Here is a 23024-nt window from a genome sequence, read left to right on the forward strand (position 1 = left end):
TCAGTTACATGCATACCAGAACCTCGCCGTCCACCTCGATCATCGAGTCCTTGGCGGGGAATGGCTGACGTCCTTCGCATGCCGGGGCCAACTCTGGTGCAGAGCGTACGCTGAGATCTGTACCGGTGGATTCATCGAAGAGCGCGTCTACTGCCCATCCGATCGCCATGGCAGAAGTGTTCATATCGCCTTGGGCAATGCCGGGTGCCAGTGAGTGGTACCAGTGGGCGCCAGTAATGGCGATTTTGCCGGAGACGGCCGGATGATCCGCTGCTGCTCGCAGGGCGATCGCCTGTGCTTGGGCAATATCCCAGCGGTTCAGGCGCTGCTGATTGAGCAGAAGCGAGTTGCTGTGAGCGCAGAACAACAAAGCGCTAACGACGAAGAGCGCCGTCGCGGCGATCTGCCGTCGTGGCTTCTCCCGGGAGAGCAGAAGCATGGCGGTACCTGCAAGGACGAACGCAAACGATATCAGCGTCCTGGGTACGGGCCACCACGTGCTGGATAGCGTTACGGGCACTACAGTTATGGCAATGCCGGCCAGAAGGAAGTAAAGGGCAATCAGCGAGCCGCGCAGTTCAGAAGCGCGAAGCGGAATGAAAAGAATGATGATGGCGGCAAGCGACGTAAGCTTTGCGAGCGGAGATGCCACCGTCTCGGTGCGATACAGCAACTGCGGAATGAGGGTTGCGAGCTGACCGGCCCGCTCACCCAACTGGGACATCGCCAGGACTGAAGCGCGGCCATCCGTTGGGATATCAAGCGCAAGGCGAAGACAGGCTGAAAGGAGAACGTTGACCCCGATAAGCACGGCACCTGTTGCAGCGGAGTACAGCGTGGCACGAAGCAAGGCGCCGACTAGACTGCGCTTCGCGACTGATTCATCGCGGAGCAGCAGATGAAGATGGATGTACAGCACCGCCGCTGCGCAGTAACACACGGCGAGCTGGTTGAAGCCCATCGCGCCGCCACCTGCCAGCGTTGCCAGGATCAGGTTTGTTGCCCTGTTCCCGTCACTGGATATGGCCTTCCGATAGCTCAGGGCTGCCAGCCAGACGAGGACGAACATCATGGACATCGGCAATGCGGATTGCCTGAAAGTCACGTACTCGGTGTAGTAAGAGTGAGCACCAAGCACAGCAGCGATCGATGCCAGTGCGGCCCGGGACGTATCCGCGGCCGGGGCAAGAACGGCAGTGAAGAAGAGGCCACTGAACAGCATTGAGGCTATCAAGGAGATAACCGAAAAGCTGAGCATGTTCAGCGAACTGCCTTGCAAGAGAAAATCGATCAGCGCCGTTCCGTACCGGCCTTGGGTCAAGAAAAAGGCAATCTGCTCCCCCTCATGCTGGCGGCTGATGATCTGGTAATCATCGATCGCGTAGCCCGGGAACAGTCCAACGTACTTTGAAACCAGGAAAGCAGCACAGTACGACAGGAGCGCGATCGCCGCCGGCGTCAATCTCGCCGGGGCGCCTTGGCTGGCCGGAGCCATGATGCCGATCACGCGAATGCCTCGGCCAGAGCTTCGTCTGCCGCCCTCAACAGATCCGCCATCTGAGGCTCCAGGCCTAGCCAGAGCGGCATGCGGACCAGGCGGTCGGAGGTGCTGTCGGTGACCGCAAGACTTCCATGTGTCCGTCCGCATTCGATGCCGGCAGGAGACGAATGAAGGGGAATATAGTGGAAGACTGCCTGGACGCCACGGGCGCGAAGTCCGTCAATGAAGCGAGTGCGATGCTCCAGCGAGGGCAGGAGCATGTAATACATATGGGCATTGTGAGTGCAGTGCGCGGGGACTATAGGACGACGGATCCGGCCTGCGTCCTCATGGGAAGCTGCCCACTTGTCATAGGTGTCCCAGATCGCAAGCCGACGACGAGTGATTTCACTGGCATCGTCCATCTGTGCCGAAAGAAACGCTGCAGTGATCTCACCGGGCAGGTAAGACGATCCGACGTCTACCCAGGTGTACTTGTCGACCTGCCCCCGGAAGAAGCGACTGCGATTCGTGCCCTTCTCGCGGATGACCTCTGCCTGCTCCACGTACTGGTCGTCGCGACAGAGAAGCGCGCCGCCTTCCCCGGAAATGATGTTCTTCGTTTCATGGAAGCTGAAGGCGCCAAGGTCGCCGATGGTACCCAGCGGGCGCCCCTTGTAGGTCGACATGATCGCCTGGGCGGCATCTTCCACCACGGGGATTCCATGGCGCTGCGCAATGGAAAGGATCTCATCCATCTCGCAGGAGACGCCCGCATAATGCACCACGCAGATGGCTTTCGTGCTTGGCGTGATCGCGGCTTCGATCAATTTTTCATCGATGTTGAGCGTATCCTCCCGGATGTCCACAAACACCGGGGTAGCGCCGCGAAGGGCGAATGCGCTCGCGGTAGAGACAAATGTAAAGGAGGGAAGGATTACTTCGTCGCCGGGCTTCAGGCGCAACAGCAGCGCCGCCATCTCCAATGCTGCCGTGCAAGAGTGGGTAAGCAGCGCCGATTTGGCGCCGGTATTCTCTTTCAGCCACGAATGGCAGGCTTTGGTGAACGGGCCGTCACCCGAAAGGTGCCCGTTGACGTGGGCCTGTTCAATCAAGCCGAGTTCCTTCCCCGTCATGTAGGGGCGATTAAAACGAATCATTTGGGCACCAGGTAGGCAGGTTGGGCGAAGTTCAGCCTTGGCTGAGAATTAGAAGGCCGACGACAACGGTGGTCAATCCAACGACCTTTGCTGTGGTAAGTGTCTCACCAAACAAGGGGACGGCTACAATGCAGACGATCAGGAAGTTGAGCGCCATGAAGGGGTATGCCTTGCTGAGCTCCAGCCGCGACACCGCCAGCATCCAGCATAAGGAAGCGCCAAAGGCGGCGACGAAGGCGGAGATGACCCAAGGCTGCAGCAGGAGCTGGAACACCGCGGGAAGTCGGGAAATCAGTCCCGTCGTTGCCGGCTGAAAGAGGGTGGCCTGCCACTTGATCATCAGCTGTCCGTAGCTGGTCAGGAGGATGGTCATCGCAACCATCACCCACGGGAACATCTGGCTCACTGCGATGCTCCTGCGGCCGCAAGGCGGCGGTCCAGATGATATGTGTCATAGGCTTTGAACAACTGCAGTCCGGCCTTCGTCCACTGGCGCTGGACGGTGTAGTTCCAGATCTGTGTGGAGATGACCAGCCGACTCAGGAACTGCTCCGAATGATGGCAAATGATCTTGCGAAGCAATGCGCCATACAATCCGCGACGTTCAAAATCCGGGTGAACCGCATTGAGAACAATTTCGACCTGATGGGCGTCGGCATCGCACGTGGCAAAGCCTGCAACCTGTCCATCGAATTCGGCCACCCATGTGCTGGAGAGCTGCTGATCATCCAGCCTGCTCAACGCCCATTCCACGTATCCAGCGTGGACAAGCTCCTTGGAAAGCAACGGGTTGGCCGAGTAATGGGATCGGTATCCCGTAAAGCTGTCTTTCGCAATGGCTGAGATCGCGCTGCTGTCTTCAGGCGTTGCTTGGCGCACATGATCCGGAGATGCGAGCGACGTCATTCCATTGAGGTCCATCCCGTAGTACACAAGTGTATCTGCGTGAATGACGGTGTGGCCCATGCGGGCAAGGGTGGTGGGGACCGAAGTCTCTCCGGCAGGCACCCTGAAAATGACAAGGTCCGCCGGCGCCTGATCGATCTCTGCCACAACGGCGTCATGCACGGAGCGGCCTTCGGCCGTGCCACGCATCACCTTGATGTTGAACCGCTTGCTGTCGAAGGGTGAGTCCGATAAAACGAGCGCAGTCACTGGCGCTGCTCCCGAGTGTCTTGCCACACAAGATATTGAGGGCGGCCTTTGGATTCCCCGTGCACTTTGCCAAGATACAGGCCGAGCACCCCGATGCTCCCCATCAGCAAACTGCCCACCAGCCAAATGGACGCAACGATACTGGTGAAGCCGGCAACCCGGATGTCACCCGCACTGTAGCGATACACGGCAAAGGCCGCGATCGCTGCGGCGACGGCAGCAATGACCAATGCTGCCGTCATCACCAACCTCAAGGGCTTGTCGGAGAAGGAAAGGGCAATTCTGGTGGCCATCCGCAGCAGAGCCCCCAACGTGTAGCCACTTTTCCCCTCGCTCCTTCGCGCGTGCGGGACAACAATCTTTACGGTATTGAAGCCGGTCCAGCGCACAAGCAGCGGAAGAAATCGATCCGTCTCCGGCATCCTGTTCAGTGCATCGACCACTTTGCGGCTGTAAACCCCGAAATTGGCGGTGGTCGGGTCGTACTCGGTATCCGTAAGCCAGCCAAGCGTGCGGTAGAATGCGATCGACCCCGAGCGCTTGAACCAGCCGTCCTGGCGCTCGGCCCGTTGCCCAAGCACAACTTCCACGCCATCCTGCATGGCCGCCAGCATCGGAGCGATGGCTTCGGGAACATCCTGAAGGTCGCAGTCCATTACGACGACCCGTCCGCCCTGAGCGCTTGCGAGCCCTGCGCTGATGGCCGCGTGCTGTCCGAAGTTGCGGGACAGTCGCAGACCTCGAACAACCGGATGGCTGGCCGACAGCTCTTCGATCCTCGACCAAGCGCGATCCGGACTCTGGTCGTCTACAAGTATCACTTCAAAGCTGAGGCCTTCGCCCGTCAAAGTAGCGCCCACACGCTCTACCAGCTCTTCCAGGCAGCCCTTGCAGCCATAGACTGGCACGACGACGGACACGTCGATTGGCGCAGCATTGCCGAGATCCCCTTGCGGAGCAGTTGCGTTGGTAGCGTTCAAAGCGAAGTCCTGTTCAGTGAAACGAGCGTCAAAGTGCAGCTTCCAACTCCGGAAGCAACGTAAACAGATCACCCACCAGCCCGATATCGGCAATCTCGAAGATCGGCGAATCCGGGTCCTTGTTGATCGCCACGATGGTGCCGGCGTCCTTGATCCCGGTCAGGTGCTGGATGGCACCGCTGATGCCCACTGCCACATACAGCTCCGGCGAAATGATCTTGCCGGTCTGGCCCACCTGCAGGTCGCTGGGCACGTAGCCGGCGTCCACCGCAGCGCGCGAGGCGCCCACGGCCGCGCCGAGCTTGTCGGCCAGCTGGAAGATGACCTTGAAGTTCTCTTCCGAGCCCACGCCACGGCCACCGGAGACCACGCGCTTGGCGCTCTGCAGGTCCGGGCGGTCGGTGGCGCCGGCGGCCAGGCCGATGAAGCGGGTGTGGGTGGGCAGGGCCGCGTCCACGCTGGCCGCTTCAACCGGGGCGCTGCCGCCCTGGGCCGCTTCCGGCCAAGAGGCGGCGCGCACGGTTGCGACCACGATCTGGTCGGCCGGCACGTCCACGGTGATGATCGCGTTGCCCGCGTAGATCGGGCGCTTGAAGCTGTGGCTGCCTTCCACGGTCATCAGGTCCGAGACCTGGTTCACGCCCAGCAGGGCGGCCACGCAGGGCATCAGGTCCTTGCCGAAGGTGGTCGAAGGGCCAAACACGTGGGTATAGCCCTTGGCCAGCTGCGCGATCTGCGGGGCCAGCACCTGGGCCAGCGCCTGCGCGTTGGCGGCATTGGCCACGGTCAGCACCTTGGCCACGCCGGCCAGGCCGGCGGCCTGGGCTGCCACGGCCGCCGGGTCGGCGGCCAGTACCAGCACGTCGATGCTGGCGCCACTGATGGCGGCGGCCGCGCTCACGGTCTTGGCGGTGGCGGCGTTGAGCTTGCCGTCATGGTGTTCGGCAACAACGAGGATCTTGGTCATTACAGCAACCCCTTCTGCTTGAGTGCGGCAACCAGTTCGGCCGCGTCCTTGACCATCACGCCCTTGCTGCGCTTGGACGGCGAGGCGTACTGGGTGGTCTTGAAGGTATCGGCGGCGTCAACGCCCAGGTCGGCCAGCTGCAGCGTTTCCAGCGGCTTGGCCTTGGCCTTCATGATGTCGGGCAGCTTGATGAAGCGCGGCTCGTTCAGGCGCAGGTCGGTGGTGACCACGGCCGGCAGGTCCACTTCCAGCGTTTGCAGGCCGGCGTCGACCTCGCGGGTCACCGTGGCCTTGCCGTCGGCGATGTCCAGCCTGCTGGCGAAGGTCGCCTGCGGGCGGCCCCACAGCGTGGCCAGCATCTGGCCGGTCTGGTTGGCATCGTCATCGATGGCCTGCTTGCCCAGGATCACCAGGTCCGGCTGTTCCTTCTCGACCAGCTTGAGCAGGGTGCGCGCGGCGGTCAGCGGCTGGATGGCCTGGTCGGTGACCACGTGGATGGCACGGTTGGCGCCCATGGCCAGGCCGTTGCGCAGGTGCGCCTGGGCGTCGGCCGGGGCGATGGTGGCCACGATCACTTCTGTGGCGATGCCCTTGTCGCGCAGGCGAAGGGCTTCTTCCAGCGCGATTTCATCGAACGGATTGGGGGACAGCTTGACGCCGTCGGTGACCACGCCGGAACCGTCCGGCTTGACCTGAATGCGGACGTTGTAGTCCACCACGCGCTTGTACGCGACGAGGATTTTCATCTGGTGCGGGATCCTTCAATAACGGGAAACGTCCGGCGCCAGGAGGCAGCAGCCGGTTCGGGGGTGGGACAGCAATTCTAACTGCCTAGCCGCGACCATGCGAAGGCGTATGGATTGGTGCGGCGCACCATAAATGTTGGTCTGCCCCTCGGCATTCACGCGCGGCACGCAGTCGTGAAGACACCCGCCATGTATTCTATTGCGCTGTGTCAGGCGTGCCAGAGACGGCCCGTCGACGAACCACGATCAGGAGAATGGGTAGTGCCCACATGGCTTGTCACCGGCGGAGCCGGATTCATTGGCGGTAACTTTGTCCTCGAAGCGGTCGCCCAGGGCGTCCGCGTCATCAATCTGGATGCGCTGACCTACGCGGGTAACCTGAAGACCCTGGCCTCGCTGGAGGGCAACCCGAACCATGTGTTTGCACATGGGGACATCGGCGATGGTGACCTGGTGGCAGGCCTGCTGGCGCAGTACCAGCCCGATGCGGTGGTCAATTTCGCCGCGGAAAGCCACGTGGACCGTTCCATCGACGGCCCGGGTGCCTTCATCCAGACCAACGTGGTTGGGACCTTGGGCCTGCTCGAAGCCGTGCGTGACTACTGGAAGGCACTGCCGGCCGACAAGGGGCAGGCGTTCCGCTTCCTGCACGTCTCTACCGACGAGGTGTACGGCACGCTCGGCGAGACTGGCAAGTTCAGCGAAACCACCCCTTATGCGCCCAATTCGCCGTACTCGGCGTCAAAGGCCGCTTCGGATCACCTGGTGCGCGCATTCCACCACACCTACGGGCTGCCGGTGCTGACCACCAACTGCTCGAACAACTACGGCCCGTACCACTTCCCGGAAAAGCTCATTCCGCTGGTGATCGCCAAGGCGCTGGCCGGCGAACCGCTGCCGGTCTATGGCGACGGCAAGCAGGTGCGCGACTGGCTATTTGTGAGTGACCACTGCGAAGCGATCCGTACCGTGCTGGCCAAGGGCCAGGTCGGCGAGACCTACAACGTGGGCGGCAACTCCGAAAAGGAAAACATCGAAGTGGTGCACGCGATCTGCGCACTGCTCGATGCGCGACGCCCGCGCGAAGACGGCCAGCCGCGCAGCAGCCAGATCACCTACGTGGCGGACCGCCCCGGTCACGACCGCCGTTACGCGATTGATGCCTCCAAGCTCAAGGACCATCTGGGCTGGGAACCGAAGTACACCTTCGATCAGGGCATCGCGTTCACCGTCGACTGGTACCTGGACAACCAGGAGTGGGTCAACGGCGTGCTCGACGGCAGCTACCGTCTGCAGCGTATCGGCACCGCAGCTTGAATCAAGGATTTAACATGACGCAGCGTAAAGGCATCATCCTCGCCGGTGGTTCGGGCACGCGCCTGTATCCGATCACCAAGGGCGTCAGCAAGCAGCTGCTGCCGGTGTACGACAAGCCAATGATCTACTACCCGCTCAGCGTTCTGATGCTGGCGGGAATTCGCGACGTGCTGATCATCAACACCCCGCACGAGCAGGCCTTGTTCCAGGCATTGCTGGGCGATGGCTCGCAGTGGGGCATGAATATCGAGTATGCCGTGCAGGCCAGCCCGGATGGACTGGCGCAGGCTTACTTGATCGGCAAGGACTTTGTTGGCGGAAAGCCGAGCTGCCTGGTGCTGGGGGACAATATTTTCCACGGGCATGGATTGAGCGAAGTGCTTCACAGCGCCGACCAGCGCCAACAGGGCGCTACCGTGTTCGGCTACTGGGTCAATGACCCGGAGCGCTACGGTGTTGCCGAGTTCGACAAGCAGGGCAAAGTCGTGGACCTGGTCGAAAAGCCGGAAAAGCCGCGGTCCAACTATGCGGTTACTGGCTTGTACTTCTACGACGGAAATGCCAGCGACTACGCTGCCGAGCTCAAGCCCTCACCGCGCGGAGAACTGGAAATCACCGATCTCAACCAGCGCTACCTGCGCGATGGCCAGCTGCATCTGGAAGCGCTCGGTCGTGGCTTTGCCTGGCTTGACACCGGCACCCACCAGTCGTTGCTGGAGGCGTCGAACTTCATCGAAACCATCCAGACCCGGCAGGGTTTGCAGGTTTGCTGCCCGGAGGAAATCGCGTATGGCCGTGGCTGGATCAATGATGCGCAGCTGGAGGCCCTGGCGGCACCGCTGATCAAGAATGGATATGGCCAGTATCTGCACAAGTTGCTCCAGCGAGGCGTCGTGCGGTGAAGTTGATTGCGTCGTCGCTACCGGGTTGCGTCTTGATCGAGCCGTCCGTGTTCGGTGATGCCCGTGGTTTCTTCTTCGAAACGTGGAACGCTGAGCGGTATGCGGAGCAGGGGCTGCCCGGTAGTTTCGTGCAGAGCAACGTGTCCAGCTCTGCGCGTGGCGTCTTGCGAGGCCTGCACTACCAATGGCCGCGGCCCCAAGGGAAGCTGGTGACGGTATTGCAGGGCGAGGTCTATGACGTAGCGGTGGATATCCGGCAGGGTTCGCCAACATTCGGTAGGTGGGAGGCCTTCATCCTCAGTGGAGAAAATCGTCGGCAGTTGTGGATTCCTCCGGGATTTGCACACGGCTTTGCGGTGCTGTCCGAGACCGCGCTGTTCAACTACCTGTGTACGGATGTGTACGTAAAGGAAGCGGACGCCGCAATTCGATGGAATGACGCAGACCTCGCCATAGATTGGCCGATCACTTTGCCATCACTGTCGGCAAAGGATCAGCAGGCCCCCTTCCTGAAGGAGGTCTCCGGCGATCGGCTGCCGGTGTACGCAGCATGACGATCCTGGTATTTGGTGGTAACGGCCAGCTCGGTCAGGAACTGCTGCGGGCGCTGGCACCGCAGGGACGCGTGGTTGCCACTACCAGAAGCGGAGTACTGACTGACGGTACGCCGTGCGAACGTGCTGATTTTGGGTGCCCAGAAACGCTGGCTGCCGTGCTTGGGCGCGTCCGTCCAAGTTGGGTCCTGAATGCCGCGGCATTCACCAATGTGGACAGGGCCGAAGACGAGCCCGATCTCGCCCGGCGAATCAATGAAATCGCTCCGGGTGTAATCGCGCGTTGGTGCGCCTTGGCTGGTATTCCGCTGGTGCACTATTCGACTGATTACGTTTTCGATGGAAATGCGTGCCGTCCCTATCGCGAAGATGACGCGACCGCGCCGCTTGGCGTGTACGGGCTCAGCAAGCTCGCCGGCGAAAATGCCGTTCGCGATGCAGGTGGCCGTCATATGATTTTCCGAACGGCATGGGTGTACGCACCGCACAGTGCAAATTTCCTGCGGACAATGCTGCGTCTCGGTACCGACCGTGACGTTCTGAAGGTAGTGGCAGATCAGTTCGGAACGCCGACCCCTGCATCCCTCATCGCGAATGCGACATCAAAAGTGATGCGTCATCCGGGTGCGCTTTCCGGATTGTGGCATCTGACCGCTCAGGGCCAAACGAGTTGGCATGGGTTCGCCAAAGCCATTTTCGCCGAAGCAGTCGAGCGCGGAGTACTGGCAAAGGCGCCGAAGGTAGAGGCCATCCCGACGGCTGGCTACCCCACCAAGGCCCGACGGCCGGCGTATTCCCGGCTGGACGTCAGCAAGTTTCAATCGGATTTCGAAATTACTCTTCCGAGCTGGCAGGAAGGCTTGGCCGGGGTAATGGCGCAGGTCAGATAAAGAAGCAACTACTCGCTCTCGGCTTCCATCTTCTTCGCCACCACAAGACCACTGCCGCCGATCGGGAAGCGAACGCCCGCCTTGATCATACCCCGCTCAACTGCCATCGCCCCCAGCAGTGCGCGATTCAGCAGTGATGGAAGGTTGAGTTCCGGCATGCCGTCTTCCGCAGGTGCCCGTTTACGTGAGAAACGAGAGACGTAGAGCAGTGGTAGCAGAAGGCTGACAAATGAGCTTTCGAAGACGACGCGGAACCCGGCTTTTTCCAACTTCTGCCTGAGCTCACCTATACCGTACCGGCGCACATGGCATGCGTACTCGTCGGTGCTGCTCCAGAGCCAGGAATGCTGGGGAACGGTGAAGATGGCGCCCCCGCCCGGTGCGACGGCGCGATGGATCTCGTCAAGCACCGTGCCATCCTCTTCGATGTGTTCCAGGACATCGAAGGCGCCGATGACGTCGAACTCCTGGTCATAGGGTATTCGCCGCGCATCCATCTGAAAAAGTTCCGCACCTTTTACGCGCTCAGCGGCATACGGAAGGCCCGCACTGAGGATTTCGCTTCCCGCCATTCGGGCGCCGGGAAATGCCCCTGAGACGCTACTCAGCACCACGCCGGTACCACAGCCGATCTCGAAGAAGCTGCGCATGTCATTAAAGTGTCGTTTCACGGCCCAGACAAGCAGGCTGCTTCGCGCCCTGAACCAAAAATTGCTGGCCTCAAGGCTCGCCAGTTGCGAGAACACCTCCGGCCGGAAACCCGTAGTGGCGCTCGAGAACTCAGGAGAAAATGCCAAGGTTCCGTCGATCAAAGCCGGTGCAAATCCGCATTCGGGACATCGCCAATCTACCGAATCGTGTGTCGACGAGCATTCGATGCATCGCTTCATCTCTGGCGCCTCCGAGAGTATGGGTTGAAGAGCAACTCGATGAATTTTTGTTGAATTATGTACGGGGTTCATTCATATTTGCGCTTCTTAAGCGCTTTGTCAAAATCGACGCAATGCCAGACAGGGAATGTCCGTGAATCTCGTTTACCGGGTTGTCTTCAACCGTTCTTTGAATTGTCTCCAGGTGGTATCTGAATTGGGCGCGCTCGCCGGCAAGGCAGCGGGCGCTGGCTTGCGCCTCGCCCCTCGACTGGCCCCGCTTGCGACAGCCCTCGTGCTCTGCTGCATCAGTGCGAGCGCGCTCGCCGCTGACCCGGGCTGGAACGAGTGGCAAGGCACCGTCGACAACGATTGGAGCGACCCCGCCAACTGGCAGCTGGGCGTGCCCACGGCCACGTCCTCGCCGGCCTATATCGATAGTGGACGCACGGCGCTGGTCAGTGGCTCTGGTGCGCACTCCAGCTCGATCCGGGTTGGCGACACAGGCAGGGGTACGCTGAACATCCAGTCGGGCGGTGCAGTGCAGATCGGGACGGATGCGTTCGTAGGCTACTTGAGGGGGGCCGTCGGAAACATTGCAGTCGAAGGCCGGGATAGCCGCTTGGATGTCGGCCAGACGCTTTACGTTGGGCAGTCAGGCGAAGGTAAGGTTGAAGTTACCGGCGGCGCCTCTATGACAAGCGCGGTTGCGCACATCCGTAGGGGCGTGGTTGAGGTATCAGGTGCGGGCAGCAACTGGACCAACAGCAGGAATCTGGCTATTGGAGACATCGGCCGGGGCACGCTGAGAATTCTTGATGGCGGGCAGGTGAACGTTGTCACAGGGTGGGTGAGCATCGGAGAAACCAACCGCACCCTGGGTGCTGGCCATGGAGAAGTGCTGGTTTCTGGTGCCGGATCGCGCTTTTCCATTTCTGGTTCGGGCGCGAGCCTTGGCGTCGGCATGTGGGGGTATGGCAGCATCACCGTCGAGAACGGGGGGGTTGCAGCGCTCGATGCTTCACTGGGTATGGGTTATGCCGCCCGTGGTCGCGTCCTGGTTACCGGTGCTGGTTCAAGCTGGACGGGCGACGAGCTTTCAGTTGGGGCATACAGCGAGGGTTACTTCGAAATCGCCGACGGCGCAACGGCAGAGATACGCGGCCAGATTGGCCTCAGTCTATATGAGGACGGAGCCGGGACGCTACGCGTGGGTAAGGATGCCGTATTGATCGTAGGTGGCCGCGATCCGGACGCGGCGAGCCGCATCTTCTCCAACAACGGCGGAGGTTCGGTGGAACTGGAAGGCGGTACGCTGCGGTCACAGGGCGATCTCGTCGTGTCGACCGCATTGACGGTGGGGGCGGCCTCTACGCTGGATACCGAAGCTCAAATCGACATTTCCGGTGCAATAGGAGGAACGGGGCGCTTGTACAAGGTTGGCTCTGGAAATCTGTTGCTTCGTGGTAACAACACCTGGAGTGGCGGTCTGCAGGTCAATAACGGCAGCGTTTCCGTGTTCGGCAACCAGGCGTTGGGTAACGGTCTGCTGGAGATGGCGGATGGCACCGCGCTCGCTATCGCTGACGGCGTGGTGTTGGGAAACCAGATAGCACTTCTCGGCGGGGTCGATGTGTCGGTAGCAACCGGCGGCAGCGCAACGCTGGCGGGAACGCTGCGCGATGGTGTTCTGGTCAAACGCGAGGGCGGCGAGCTGGTGCTCGGCGGGGGTGCCTTCAACGGTGCCACGCGTGTTGAAGACGGAACACTCCGCGTGTTGAACCTCGCCTTGCCTACCGGCGACATCTACATTGGTGGCGCAGGGGTGGTCCGGCTGGATTCGGTCGGTTCGCTCGACTACGCCGGCAAACTTAGCGGGACGGGGACCTTCCAGCAGGGCCGCAACCAACTCGTCTTCAGTGGTGACAGCAGCGGCTACGCGGGAATCGTTGCGGTCGACGGCGGCCGTGCCATCATCAATGGCAGCCTGGGGGGGCAGTTGAACCTCAGTAACCAGGCACAACTTGCCGGCAACGGCACGCTCGGAAGTGCGCACCTGATGAGCGGTAGCGTACTGGATCCGGGAGCGGAAGCGACTGTTGGGCGGCTCGCAGTCAGTGGCGACCTCATTTTCGACGGCAGCGCAACCTATCGGGTGGACGTCGCCGCCGACGGCAGCAGTGATCGTGTCGACGTGACTGGCCGCGCCACGCTGGGAGGAGCATCCACGCTGGCGGTGGCGGCATCTGGAGACTGGCAACCGTCCACGCGCTATACCGTTCTGACTGCGGGCAACGGCATCAGTGGCAACTTTTCCACAGTTGGCAGCGACTTTGCTTTCCTGACGCCAACGCTCAGCTACGACGCCAATGCGGTGTACCTGACCATGGCCCGCAACTTGGGCTCCTTCGCCGACTTGGGGCTGACGGCGAACCAGCAGCAGGCTGCGGGCGCGGTCGAAGCCTTGGGATATGGCCATGCTGTTTACGATGCAGCGGTGCGTTTGTCGTCCGATGAGGTGATTCCGGCGTTTGATAGCTTGTCGGGTGAGGTGCATGCGTCCACCCGCGGCGCGCTGTTGCAGAATCGCTTCCTGCACGATGGCATTGACCGCTACCTGGATGGTGCCGCCATCAGTGGCGACATCACTCCCGGAATCCGTGCCTGGCTGGCCGCTAGTGGCATCCAGACACATATCGATGGAACCTCCGAGAACGCTGCATATCGAGTTCAGGGGCAGGGCGTCATGGCAGGCGCGGGTTGGCGGCTCGGCGACTCGCTGGAGCTTGGCGTGGCCGCTGGCCATCAGCGGCTGGACAACCAGCTGCGCGAACGCATCGCGTCGGCCGAGACTGATGCGACAGAGTACGGGGTATACGCGAACTATCGCTGGCAGGGCTTGAGCCTGCGCGGCGGTGTGACCCGGGCCGACTTCCGCACGGATACGACCCGTACCACGGCAGTGGGGCCGCGCTTCAGCGAAGACCTGTTGGCCCGCGAGGACGCGACCGGCACCACGGCGTTTGTGCGGGCGGGGTGGACCTTTGGTGGTCCGCGTCTGCAGCTGACCCCGGAGCTCGAACTGGCCGACGTGCGGCTGAAGAGCGATGGTACCCAGGAGCGTGGGGGAGACAGCGCCTTGAAACTGGACGCAGCCGATAGCCGTTACCGCACCGCACTGACTGCGCTGAAGGCAGATTGGGACATCAGTAACGGACAGCAGGACCGGGCCGTGGTGAGCGCACGCTTGGGTTGGCAGTACGCCGACGGTGACCGGCTTCCGACCGCGACCGCGCGCTTCGCTGCCGGTACGCAGGAATTCACCATCGCCGGCGTTCCGCTCGCTCGCAGCAGCGTCCTGGCCCAGCTGGGAGTAGCGGTGAAGACGAGCACGCAAAGCCGCCTGTCGCTGCAGATGCAGGGGCGAAAGGGGGATGGGCAGCGCGATGTCGGCGCCCAGTTCAACTGGTCACTTGCGTTCTGAGACTGAGAGCCATGCAACGACGAAGCGCGCCCGCGAGCGCGCTTCGTCGTTTAGGTCCGTGAGTGGCCCTCGAACCCAAGAAAGTCGTTCTCAACCATGAGGCTCTTGGGCTGAATCCAGATCAATCCCCAGGGCGGGCCACCATGTCCGATTCCTTTGGCAACCTTGGAACGGTTGTATCATCTGGTCCCCCTGCCTGGATGGAAATTCTGCAATGTGCGGCATTGTTGGCGCGATCGCGGATCGCGATGTGGTACCGGTACTGATCGAAGGTCTGAAGCGCCTGGAATACCGCGGCTACGATTCATCCGGCATCGCGGTGCTGGACCAGACCCAGTCCCAGCCCGACGTACGCCGCGTGCGCCGCACCGGCCGCGTGGCCGAAATGGAGAAGGCCGCGGCCGCTGAAGGCTTCGATGCCACCCTCGGCATCGGCCACACCCGCTGGGCCACCCATGGCGGCGTGACCGAGGCCAATGCCCACCCGCACATCAGCCACGGCGTGGCGCTGGTGCACAACGGCATCATCGAGAACCACGAGGAGCAGCGCGAGAAGCTGCGCGCGCTCGGCTACGTGTTCGAGTCGCAGACCGACACCGAAGTCATCGCCCACCTGATGCACCATCACCTCAAGGGCGGCGACAGCCTGCTCTCGGCGCTGCAGCGTACGGTCAAGGAACTCACCGGTGCCTATGCGCTGGCGGTGATGAGCCGTGCCGAGCCGGACCACTTCGTCTGCGCACGCATGGGCTGCCCGCTGCTGGTGGGCCTGGGCCAGGGCGAGAACTTCGTCGCCTCCGACGTCTCGGCCATCATCTCCTCCACCCGCAACGTGATCTTCCTGGAAGAGGGCGACACCGCCGACATCCGCCGCGATGGCGTGCAGGTGTTCGACGAGCACAACCTGCCGGTGGACCGTGGCGTGCACCAGTCGGATGTGTCGCTGGCCTCGCTGGAGCTGGGCCCGTACCGCCACTTCATGCAGAAGGAAATCCACGAGCAGCCGCGCGCGCTGGGCGACACCATCGAAGCGGCCATCGACGCCGGCGGCTTCCCGGCCGAACTGTTCGGCAAGAATGCAGAAGCCGTGCTGGCCGGCATCGAAGGCGTGCAGATCCTCGCCTGCGGCACCAGCTACTACTCCGGCCTGACCGCGCGCTACTGGATCGAATCCATCGCCGGCCTGCCGTGCAGCGTGGAAATCGCCAGCGAGTACCGCTACCGCGCCGCCTATGCCAACCCGAAGCACCTGATCGTCACCATCTCCCAGTCCGGTGAAACCCTGGACACGATGGAGGCGCTGAAGTACGCCAAGTCGCTGGGCCACCTGCACACGCTGTCGATCTGCAACGTGCCCGAAAGCGCCATCCCGCGCGCCAGCGAACTGGTGTGCTACACCCGTGCCGGCGCCGAGATCGGCGTGGCCTCCACCAAGGCCTTCACCACCCAGCTGGCCGCACTGTTCCAGCTGACCGTGGTGCTGGGCAAGCTGCACGGCCGGGTGGATGCGGCGCAGGAAGCGGACTACCTGGAGCAGCTGCGCTTCCTGCCGGGCAGCGTGCAGCACGCGCTGAACATGGAGCCGCAGATTGCCGCGTGGGCCGAGCGTTTCGCGCGCAAGAGCAGCGCCCTGTTCCTGGGCCGTGGCCTGCATTACCCGATCGCGCTGGAAGGCGCGCTCAAGCTCAAGGAAATCACCTACATCCACGCCGAGGCCTACCCGGCCGGCGAGCTCAAGCACGGCCCGCTGGCGCTGGTGGATGAAGACATGCCGGTGGTGGTGATCGCGCCCAACGACAGCCTGCTGGAGAAGGTCAAATCCAACATGCAGGAAGTGCGCGCCCGCGGCGGCGAGCTGTTCGTGTTCGCCGACCAGGACAGCCATTTTGTCGAGACCGACGGCGTACATGTCATCCGCACACCCAGGCATGTGGGTGCACTGAGCGCAGTGGTGCACACCATTCCTGTGCAGTTGCTGGCGTACCACACAGCATTGGCGCGCGGCACCGACGTGGACAAGCCACGCAACCTGGCAAAGAGCGTTACGGTGGAATGAAAGAAGGGCCGGTCAATGACCGGCCCTTTCTCTTTCAGCTTCGCCCGTACGTATCCTCGAAGCGCACGATGTCATCCTCGCCAAGATAACTTCCGGACTGCACCTCGATAAGCTCGAGCGGCAGCTTGCCCGGATTGCGCAGCCGGTGGGTCACGCCCAGCGGAATGTAGGTGCTCTGGTTTTCGCCCAGCAGGATTACCTCGTCACCACGAGTAACCTCGGCGGTGCCGCTGACCACCACCCAGTGTTCGGCGCGGTGGTGGTGCATCTGCAGGCTGAGCGTGCCGCCGGGCTTGACCGTGATCCGCTTGACCTGGAAACGCTCGCCGTTGTCGATCGAATCGTAGGCGCCCCAAGGGCGGTACACCTTGCGGTGCCAGGTGGCTTCGGGCCGTTGGTCGGCCTTGAGCCGGGCCACCACCTGCTTGATCTCCTGCATGCGGTCGCTGCGCCCGACCATCACCGCATCATCGGTCTCCACCACGATCACGTCATCCAGCCCGACCAGCGCGATCAGGCGCTCACCATAGGCGTAGGTGTTGCGGCAGTCGATGGCGATGACATCGCCGTGATGGGCGTTGCCATCGGCATCCTGCGCCGATACATCACGCAGCGCGGTCCACGAGCCTACATCGTTCCAGCCCGCGTCCAACGGCACCACCACCGCGTCGGCGGTTTTTTCCATTACCGCGTAGTCGATGGAATCGGCCGGTACGGCCGCGAAGGCCTCCTTGTCCAGGCGGGTGAAGTCGGTATCGCGCCGCGCCAGCTGCCAGGCGTTGCGGCTGGCCGCCAGCATGGCCGGCTGCAGGCGTTCCAGTTCGGCCAGGTAGCGCGAGGCCTTGAACAGGAACATGCCGCTGTTCCAGAAATACTCGCCCGACTGCACGTACTGCAGGGCGGTATCGGCATCGGGTTTTTCGACAAACCGGTCCACCGCGCGCACCGCATCGCCGGATGCGGCCTTGATGTAGCCGTAGCCGGTTTCCGGCCCGGTCGGCACGATGCCGAAGGTGACCAGCTTGCCATCACGTGCGGCCGGCAGCGCACGCAGCACGGCGGCGCGGAAGGCTTCCTCATCGGCAATCACATGATCCGACGGCAGCACCAGCAGCACCGGGTCGCCCTCTTCCAGGGTGGCTTCCAGCGCGGCCACCGCGATGGCCGGGGCGGTATTGCGCCCCACCGGCTCCAGCAGGATGGCCTGCGGCTGCACGTCCAGCTGCTGCAGCTGTTCGGCGGCGACAAACCGATGCTCTTCGTTGGCCACCACCAGCGGTGCGCGCCCGGCAATGGGCGCCACGCGCTGCCAGGTGGCCTGCAGCATGGTCTGTTCGCCGGCCAGCGCCAGGAACTGCTTGGGGTAGGCCTCGCGCGAGAGCGGCCACAGCCGCGTGCCGGAGCCGCCGGACAGGATCACCGGAAGGATGTCGTTCATCGGGCTGGGCCTCAGGATGCCTTGAGCAACTGGGAGATTTCATCGGTGCGCTGCTGCAGCAGGGCCGCATCGCCACGCGCTTCCACATTAAGCCGCAGCAGCGGCTCGGTGTTGGAGCTGCGCAGGTTGAAGCGCCACTGACCGAAGTCGGCGCTGATGCCGTCGGTGTGGTCCAGCACCGGCGCCTGCGCCGCGTAGTGCTCCATCACCCGGGCCACGGCGGCCTTGGCATCGGCGACCTTGAAGTTGATTTCGCCGCTGCACGGGAACTTCTGCATGCGCGCTTCCACCAGGTCGGCCAGCGAGCGGCCCGATTCGGACACCAGCGCGGCAATCAGCAGCCACGGGATCATGCCCGAGTCGGCGTAGGCGAACTCGCGGAAGTAATGGTGCGCGCTCATCTCGCCACCGTAAACGGCGTCTTCGTTGCGCATCTTTTCCTTGATGAAGGCGTGCCCGCTCTTGCACAGCACGGCCTGGCCACCGGCTTCTTCCACCATCTCAACGGTGTTCCACAGCAGGCGCGGGTCGTGCACGACCTTGCCGCCCGGCTGGCGCGCGAGGATGGCCTGGGCCAGCAGGCCCACCAGGTAATAGCCTTCGATGAAGCGGCCGGTGTGGTCGAAGAAGAAGCAGCGGTCGAAGTCGCCATCCCACGCGATACCGAAGTCCGCGCCGTGCTCGCGCACAGCCTGCGCCGTCATCTCGCGGTTCTCGATCAGCAGCGGGTTCGGAATGCCGTTGGGGAAGGTGCCATCGGGCTCGTGCGCGATGCGGACGAATTCGAACGGCAGGTGCGGGGCCAGCAGGTCCACGATGGTGCCCGCGCCGCCATTGCCGGCGTTGACCACCAGCTTCAGCGGCTTGAGCGCGGCGCGGTCCACGTAGCTGAGCAGGTGCTCGATGTAGGCGCTCTTGTCGGTGTGCGACTGGATGCCCGCCGTGGGCGCCGCGTCGGGCGCGGTGTCTGCCTCGACCGCATCGGAAATCGCGAACAGGCCGGTGTCCGAGCTGATCGGCCGGGCCTGCTGCTTGACCAGCTTCATCCCGTTGTAATCCATCGGGTTGTGGCTGGCGGTGACCATGACCCCGCCGGCGGCGTTGAGGTGGTCGACCTGGAAATAGACCTCTTCGGTGCCGCACAGGCCGATGTCCAGCACCTCGCGGCCGGCGCCGCGCAGGCCGGCGGCCAGCGCGTCCTGCAGGCCGGGGCTGGTCAGCCGCACGTCATGACCCACCACCACCGTGCCCGGCTCCAGCTGGGCTGCCAGCGCCACGCCGATCCGGCGCGCCAGCGTCTCGTTCAGCTCGTCCGGCACGCGGCCGCGGATGTCGTATGCCTTGAATGCGGGGAGGGTCATCGAAAGTCCTATCCATAAGTCAGTAGGCGAGTTTAGCCGCTGTGATGTATGGGAATCGTTTTCAGCCGGAATGTCGGTTTAGCCGGGGCTGTGCCCGGCAATGGCTACAATGGCCGCTTACATCAACGAGGTGAGGGCGTAGATGAGCAATTCCCCAGACAACGGCGGCCGGCGCGGCAAGCGCTATGCCAGCGCCGCCGAGGCGCTGCAGGGCGCAGTGGCCGATGGCCAGACCCTGGCGGTCGGCGGCTTCGGCCTGTGCGGCATTCCCGAGGCGCTGATCGCGGCGCTGCGCGATACCGGGGTGAAGGGCCTGACGGTGATTTCCAACAACGCCGGCGTGGACGGTTTCGGCCTGGGCCAGCTGCTGGAAACCCGGCAGATCAGCAAGATGATTTCGTCCTACGTGGGCGAGAACAAGGAATTCGAACGCCAGTACCTGGCCGGCGAGCTGGAACTGGAATTCAACCCGCAGGGCACCCTGGCCGAGCGCCTGCGCGCCGGCGGTGCCGGCATTCCCGCCTTCTTCACCGCCACCGGCTACGGCACCGTGGTGGCCGAAGACAAGGAAACCCGCGAGTTCGACGGCAAGCATTACGTGATGGAAACCGCGCTGCGCGCAGACGTGGCGCTGGTCAAGGCGTGGAAGGCCGACGAGGCCGGCAACCTGGTGTTCCGCAAGACCGCGCGCAACTTCAACCCGGCCTGTGCGATGGCCGGCCGGCTGTGCGTGGTGGAAGTGGAAGAGGTGGTGCCGGTGGGCAGCATCGACCCGGACCAGGTGCACCTGCCGGGCATCTACGTGCACCGCATCGTGCACAACCCCACCCCCGAAAAACGCATCGAACAGCGCACCGTGCGTGCGGAGGGCAACTGAGATGGCATGGACCCGCGATGAAATGGCGCAGCGCGCCGCCCGCGAATTGACCGATGGTGCCTACGTGAACCTCGGTATCGGCCTGCCGACCCTGGTGGCCAACCACATCCCCGAGGGCGTGGACGTTTGGCTGCAGTCGGAGAATGGCCTGCTCGGCATCGGCCCGTTCCCGACCGAAGCCGAAGTCGATGCCGATCTGATCAATGCCGGCAAGCAGACCGTTACCGCGCGTGCGGGTGCGAGCTACTTCGGTAGCCACGACAGCTTCGCGATGATCCGCGGCGGCCACGTCAACCTGGCCATTCTGGGCGCCATGCAGGTCACCGACAAGGGCGACCTGGCCAACTGGATGGTGCCGGGCAAGATGGTCAAGGGCATGGGCGGCGCCATGGACCTGGTGGCCGGCGTGCAGCGCGTGGTGGTGCTGATGGAACACACCGCCAAGAATGGCGAGCACAAGATCCTGGCCGAATGCACCCTGCCGCTGACCGGCGTGGGCGTGGTGGACCGGATCATCACCGACCTGGCCGTTTTCGATGTCAGCGAGGACGGCCTGAAGCTGGTCGAAGCCGCGCCGGGCGTGAGCACCGACGAGTTGAAGGAAAAGACCGGCGTCAGCTTCAGCTGAGGCGCCGCAAGCTGCCGGCTTGTGCCGGCAGCTTGGCGTCAGCCGGTCAACCCGGCTGCCTTTTTCACACGTGCACCTGTATGGCGCACAACGGAGGGGAGGAGGGCGGTGACTGCCTTGGCCTGTGTGCCCGCACCGTCATCGAAAAGCGAGCGCGGCAGGTGCGCATCCAGGAGTGGCCTCAGGGCCGAAAGCCGCACCCAGAACGAACCGGTGGCTTCCCCGTTCTCATGCTCGTCGATGGCAGGCTCCAGCCCCAGCCTGGCGCGCAGTGCACCCAGGTCGCGGTCGCTCACAGAGGCCGGCACCGCTCCCCGTGGTCCAGCGGCGATCATGCCGAGGTCCGGCTCGCTCACGAACGCCCGGAAGGCATTGCTGGCACAATCGGCTACCAGCAGATCGGCGTCTGACTGATGCGGGGCGTGGGGGCCGCCTGCAGAAAGATTCAGCAGTACCTGCTCGCCTTCCGCATACAGTCGCTCGGCGACCTGCAGGAAGGACAGCACATCGCTGCCCTGATCGGCAACGCTCTCGATCTCGGCTACCAGCGGGGTCTGCTGCACCGCCTGTTCAGTGGTGGGGCGCAGGCCCTCGGTAGTGGTGATGATGATCCGCCATTCCAGGCCCGTGCTGCCAATCGCGTTCAGCCGCTGCGTCAACGCGCTGACCTCGCGCGCGTGGATCAGCACACAGGGGCGGCTGGGAGCGTTTTTCGTTGATGGCTCACGCAGCGCCTGCCGGGTGGCATCCAGGTACGCATGGCCCAGCCGCAGGTCCGGCTCCAGTACCGCGCCCTCGGCCCACTCGTTCCAGGCGTTGATGAACACCAGACGCTGGTCCTTGGGCACCGGTGCAAGACGCTGGTGGATCGTGGTCGAGAGCCAGTCGCGGTAGCCGCGCGGGGATGCGTGCAGGTACACGCGGCCACGCCCGGAACGGCGCGCCTCGTTGTCCCAGCCGGGATTTACCCCGGGGTACAGCGGATAGTCGGGCAGGGGGCGCGCGGCGATCTCGCTGGCCAGCTCGCGCCAGTCGCGCACGTCACCGTGGAAATCCGGGTTGATCAGGTACTGGTCGGCGGTCAGCGAACGCGGGTTGCTCATGTTCGGCGGGAATTCAACGGCCGCATCGAAATCGATATCGCGCGGGTCCGGGCGCTCGAAGCCCTGCACGTACGCCAGGTGGATCTCGCCGATGTCGTGGTCGCGGCACCATTGCCGCCAGCGCTGCGCGGTGGCACGTGCGTCGGGCAGCAGGTGCGGGCGGTATACCAGCAGCATCGGCTTGCCATCCACCTTCAATGCGCGGCGGTCGCGCAGGTAGTCGGCCACGTGGGCGATGAAGGCGATATCGTCCTCGGTGCTGTGCTGCTGGCCAATGAGAATGTCATCGCCGCGCCCGTCCCAGCGCCGGGCCCAGTTCTCGTTGGCCCAGCACAGGCAGAACGGCATTTCGATGCTGTTGTCGGCCAGCCATTGGCGAAGCGGCGTCTCCAGCAGCGTGGTGCCACTGAACCAGTAGTAGTAGAAGCAGAACGCGCCAATGCCGTATTCCTGCGCCAAGCTGGCCTGTTCGCGCATGATCTGCGGGTTGCGCAGGTTGTAGAAGCCCAGGTCGGCCGGCAAACGCGGCTGCACGTGGCCCTCGAACTGCGGCAGGGCGCGGGTGACATTGCGCCATTCGGTGAAACCCTTGCCCCACCAGGCATCGTTCTGTTCGATCGGGTGGAACTGCGGCAGGTAGAACGCCACCAGGGTGGCCGGCAGCGTTGCAGGCAAGGCCTCGGCCCGGTACGGCACGTGGCCGATGGCTGGCTCATCGGCGCGGACCAGCGGGCGGCGGGCGCCGTCGCCGCCCGAACCATCAAGCCGCCCGCGCGGCGGTGGCGGCACCCAGTTCGAGTGCCGGTCCAGGAAGCGGCCGCGCAGGCGGTCGCGCTGCCCATCTGACAGGGGCAGCGCCCGGAAGCCCGTACGCAGGGCGAGATAGACCGCTGCGCGCAGCTTGGCCTTCAGGGTGGTCATGAACGGCAGACCCCGGTCAGGGCGAACGCGACAGCAGGCATGCAGGCTCCAGGACAACGGTAATGACCGCCATTCTCGGGGTTTGGCCGGACAGCAGCAAATGGGGGTGCCGCACTGCCGCCTACCCTCGTAGATC

General features: G+C 63.3%; 19 protein-coding genes. 8 read left to right on the forward strand and 11 right to left on the reverse strand.

Features of this window, described 5'->3' with window-relative positions; all coding sequences use genetic code 11:
- Nucleotides 1-4: 4 nt before the first annotated feature.
- The 7 genes from NMB40_RS00575 to NMB40_RS00605 are packed head-to-tail and all read right to left on the reverse strand — an operon-like array spanning nt 5 to nt 6488.
- Entirely contained in the window at nt 5-1507 is a 1503-nt protein-coding gene (locus tag NMB40_RS00575; RefSeq protein ID WP_494359808.1) for a hypothetical protein, read from the reverse strand.
- Complete coding sequence (gene rffA / locus NMB40_RS00580; protein ID WP_494359809.1) at nt 1504-2640, reverse strand: dTDP-4-amino-4,6-dideoxygalactose transaminase; 1137 nt, start codon at nt 2638-2640, stop codon at nt 1504-1506. The genes NMB40_RS00575 and rffA overlap by 4 nt, the downstream gene beginning before the upstream one ends.
- 31 nt (nt 2641-2671) lie before the next feature.
- Nucleotides 2672-3037: a DMT family transporter gene (locus NMB40_RS00585; protein WP_494361018.1), complete on the reverse strand. Its 366-nt coding sequence runs from the start codon at nt 3035-3037 to the stop codon at nt 2672-2674.
- Between the two features lie 5 nt (nt 3038-3042).
- Nucleotides 3043-3795: a GNAT family N-acetyltransferase gene (locus NMB40_RS00590; protein WP_494359810.1), complete on the reverse strand. Its 753-nt coding sequence runs from the start codon at nt 3793-3795 to the stop codon at nt 3043-3045.
- A complete protein-coding gene (locus NMB40_RS00595; RefSeq protein WP_494359811.1) occupies nt 3792-4775 on the reverse strand; it encodes a glycosyltransferase family 2 protein in 984 nt (327 codons plus the stop codon). The genes NMB40_RS00590 and NMB40_RS00595 overlap by 4 nt, the downstream gene beginning before the upstream one ends.
- 28 nt (nt 4776-4803) lie before the next feature.
- On the reverse strand, nt 4804-5742 hold the full coding sequence (locus NMB40_RS00600) for an electron transfer flavoprotein subunit alpha/FixB family protein (RefSeq protein WP_494359812.1): 939 nt from the start codon (nt 5740-5742) through the stop codon (nt 4804-4806).
- Nucleotides 5742-6488 carry an electron transfer flavoprotein subunit beta/FixA family protein gene (locus NMB40_RS00605; RefSeq protein WP_494359813.1) on the reverse strand — a complete coding sequence of 249 codons (747 nt, stop codon included), beginning with the start codon at nt 6486-6488 and terminating at the stop codon, nt 5742-5744. The genes NMB40_RS00600 and NMB40_RS00605 overlap by 1 nt, the downstream gene beginning before the upstream one ends.
- A 261-nt stretch (nt 6489-6749) precedes the next feature.
- Here NMB40_RS00605 and rfbB point away from each other — a divergent pair, with 261 nt between their 5' ends.
- From rfbB to rfbD, 4 genes are read left to right on the forward strand one after another with little or no spacing between them, the layout of a single operon-like run.
- Complete coding sequence (gene rfbB, locus NMB40_RS00610; protein WP_494359814.1) at nt 6750-7805, forward strand: dTDP-glucose 4,6-dehydratase; 1056 nt, start codon at nt 6750-6752, stop codon at nt 7803-7805.
- A gap of 14 nt (nt 7806-7819) precedes the next feature.
- Complete coding sequence (rfbA, locus tag NMB40_RS00615; protein ID WP_494359815.1) at nt 7820-8707, forward strand: glucose-1-phosphate thymidylyltransferase RfbA; 888 nt, start codon at nt 7820-7822, stop codon at nt 8705-8707.
- On the forward strand, nt 8704-9261 hold the full coding sequence (rfbC, locus tag NMB40_RS00620; RefSeq protein WP_494359816.1) for a dTDP-4-dehydrorhamnose 3,5-epimerase: 558 nt from the start codon (nt 8704-8706) through the stop codon (nt 9259-9261). The genes rfbA and rfbC overlap by 4 nt, the downstream gene beginning before the upstream one ends.
- The gene (gene rfbD / locus NMB40_RS00625; protein WP_494359817.1) at nt 9258-10151 is read left to right on the forward strand and encodes a dTDP-4-dehydrorhamnose reductase; all 894 of its coding nucleotides are present in this window, start codon (nt 9258-9260) and stop codon (nt 10149-10151) included. The genes rfbC and rfbD overlap by 4 nt, the downstream gene beginning before the upstream one ends.
- Nucleotides 10152-10159: 8 nt before the next feature.
- Here the strand turns inward: rfbD and NMB40_RS00630 are convergent, their stop codons facing one another.
- Nucleotides 10160-11041: a class I SAM-dependent methyltransferase gene (locus NMB40_RS00630; RefSeq protein WP_494359818.1), complete on the reverse strand. Its 882-nt coding sequence runs from the start codon at nt 11039-11041 to the stop codon at nt 10160-10162.
- 133 nt (nt 11042-11174) lie between these two features.
- Between NMB40_RS00630 and NMB40_RS00635 the strand changes: the two genes are divergently transcribed.
- On the forward strand, nt 11175-14504 hold the full coding sequence (locus tag NMB40_RS00635; RefSeq protein WP_494359819.1) for an autotransporter domain-containing protein: 3330 nt from the start codon (nt 11175-11177) through the stop codon (nt 14502-14504).
- Nucleotides 14505-14718: 214 nt separating this feature from the next.
- Nucleotides 14719-16560, forward strand: coding sequence for a glutamine--fructose-6-phosphate transaminase (isomerizing) (gene glmS, locus NMB40_RS00640; RefSeq protein ID WP_494359820.1), 1842 nt, complete (start codon nt 14719-14721; stop codon nt 16558-16560).
- Nucleotides 16561-16594: 34 nt separating this feature from the next.
- Here the strand turns inward: glmS and NMB40_RS00645 are convergent, their stop codons facing one another.
- Both NMB40_RS00645 and NMB40_RS00650 read right to left on the reverse strand, forming a co-directional pair.
- Nucleotides 16595-17998: a mannose-1-phosphate guanylyltransferase/mannose-6-phosphate isomerase gene (locus NMB40_RS00645; RefSeq protein ID WP_494359821.1), complete on the reverse strand. Its 1404-nt coding sequence runs from the start codon at nt 17996-17998 to the stop codon at nt 16595-16597.
- 11 nt (nt 17999-18009) lie between these two features.
- Nucleotides 18010-19359: a phosphohexomutase domain-containing protein gene (locus NMB40_RS00650; RefSeq protein ID WP_494359822.1), complete on the reverse strand. Its 1350-nt coding sequence runs from the start codon at nt 19357-19359 to the stop codon at nt 18010-18012.
- 142 nt (nt 19360-19501) lie between these two features.
- On the opposite strand from NMB40_RS00650, the gene NMB40_RS00655 reads away from it, so the two are divergent.
- Together NMB40_RS00655 and NMB40_RS00660 are read left to right on the forward strand one after the other, a co-directional pair.
- Nucleotides 19502-20236, forward strand: coding sequence for a CoA transferase subunit A (locus tag NMB40_RS00655; protein WP_494359823.1), 735 nt, complete (start codon nt 19502-19504; stop codon nt 20234-20236).
- A gap of 1 nt (nt 20237) precedes the next feature.
- Entirely contained in the window at nt 20238-20864 is a 627-nt protein-coding gene (locus NMB40_RS00660) for a CoA transferase subunit B (protein ID WP_494359824.1), read from the forward strand.
- Nucleotides 20865-20902: 38 nt separating this feature from the next.
- On the opposite strand, the gene NMB40_RS00665 is transcribed toward NMB40_RS00660, so the two are convergent.
- A complete protein-coding gene (locus NMB40_RS00665) occupies nt 20903-22888 on the reverse strand; it encodes a glycoside hydrolase family 99-like domain-containing protein (RefSeq protein WP_494359825.1) in 1986 nt (661 codons plus the stop codon).
- Nucleotides 22889-23024 lie beyond the last annotated feature (136 nt).

It is taken from the genome of Stenotrophomonas sp. FBCC-B152 (assembly GCF_059134105.1).

Excerpts from the sequence above, each read along its gene's own strand:
- NMB40_RS00650 (WP_494359822.1), bottom strand. The coding sequence starts at position 19,359 with ATGACCCTCCCCGCATTCAAGGCATACGACATCCGCGGCCGCGTGCCG.
- rffA (WP_494359809.1), bottom strand. The coding sequence starts at position 2,640 with ATGATTCGTTTTAATCGCCCCTACATGACGGGGAAGGAACTCGGCTTG.
- rfbD (WP_494359817.1), top strand. The coding sequence starts at position 9,258 with ATGACGATCCTGGTATTTGGTGGTAACGGCCAGCTCGGTCAGGAACTG.
- NMB40_RS00605 (WP_494359813.1), bottom strand. The coding sequence starts at position 6,488 with ATGAAAATCCTCGTCGCGTACAAGCGCGTGGTGGACTACAACGTCCGC.
- NMB40_RS00600 (WP_494359812.1), bottom strand. The coding sequence starts at position 5,742 with ATGACCAAGATCCTCGTTGTTGCCGAACACCATGACGGCAAGCTCAAC.
- NMB40_RS00660 (WP_494359824.1), top strand. The coding sequence starts at position 20,238 with ATGGCATGGACCCGCGATGAAATGGCGCAGCGCGCCGCCCGCGAATTG.
- rfbA (WP_494359815.1), top strand. The coding sequence starts at position 7,820 with ATGACGCAGCGTAAAGGCATCATCCTCGCCGGTGGTTCGGGCACGCGC.
- glmS (WP_494359820.1), top strand. The coding sequence starts at position 14,719 with ATGTGCGGCATTGTTGGCGCGATCGCGGATCGCGATGTGGTACCGGTA.
- NMB40_RS00655 (WP_494359823.1), top strand. The coding sequence starts at position 19,502 with ATGAGCAATTCCCCAGACAACGGCGGCCGGCGCGGCAAGCGCTATGCC.
- NMB40_RS00630 (WP_494359818.1), bottom strand. The coding sequence starts at position 11,041 with ATGAAGCGATGCATCGAATGCTCGTCGACACACGATTCGGTAGATTGG.
- NMB40_RS00585 (WP_494361018.1), bottom strand. The coding sequence starts at position 3,037 with ATGTTCCCGTGGGTGATGGTTGCGATGACCATCCTCCTGACCAGCTAC.
- NMB40_RS00645 (WP_494359821.1), bottom strand. The coding sequence starts at position 17,998 with ATGAACGACATCCTTCCGGTGATCCTGTCCGGCGGCTCCGGCACGCGG.
- NMB40_RS00665 (WP_494359825.1), bottom strand. The coding sequence starts at position 22,888 with ATGACCACCCTGAAGGCCAAGCTGCGCGCAGCGGTCTATCTCGCCCTG.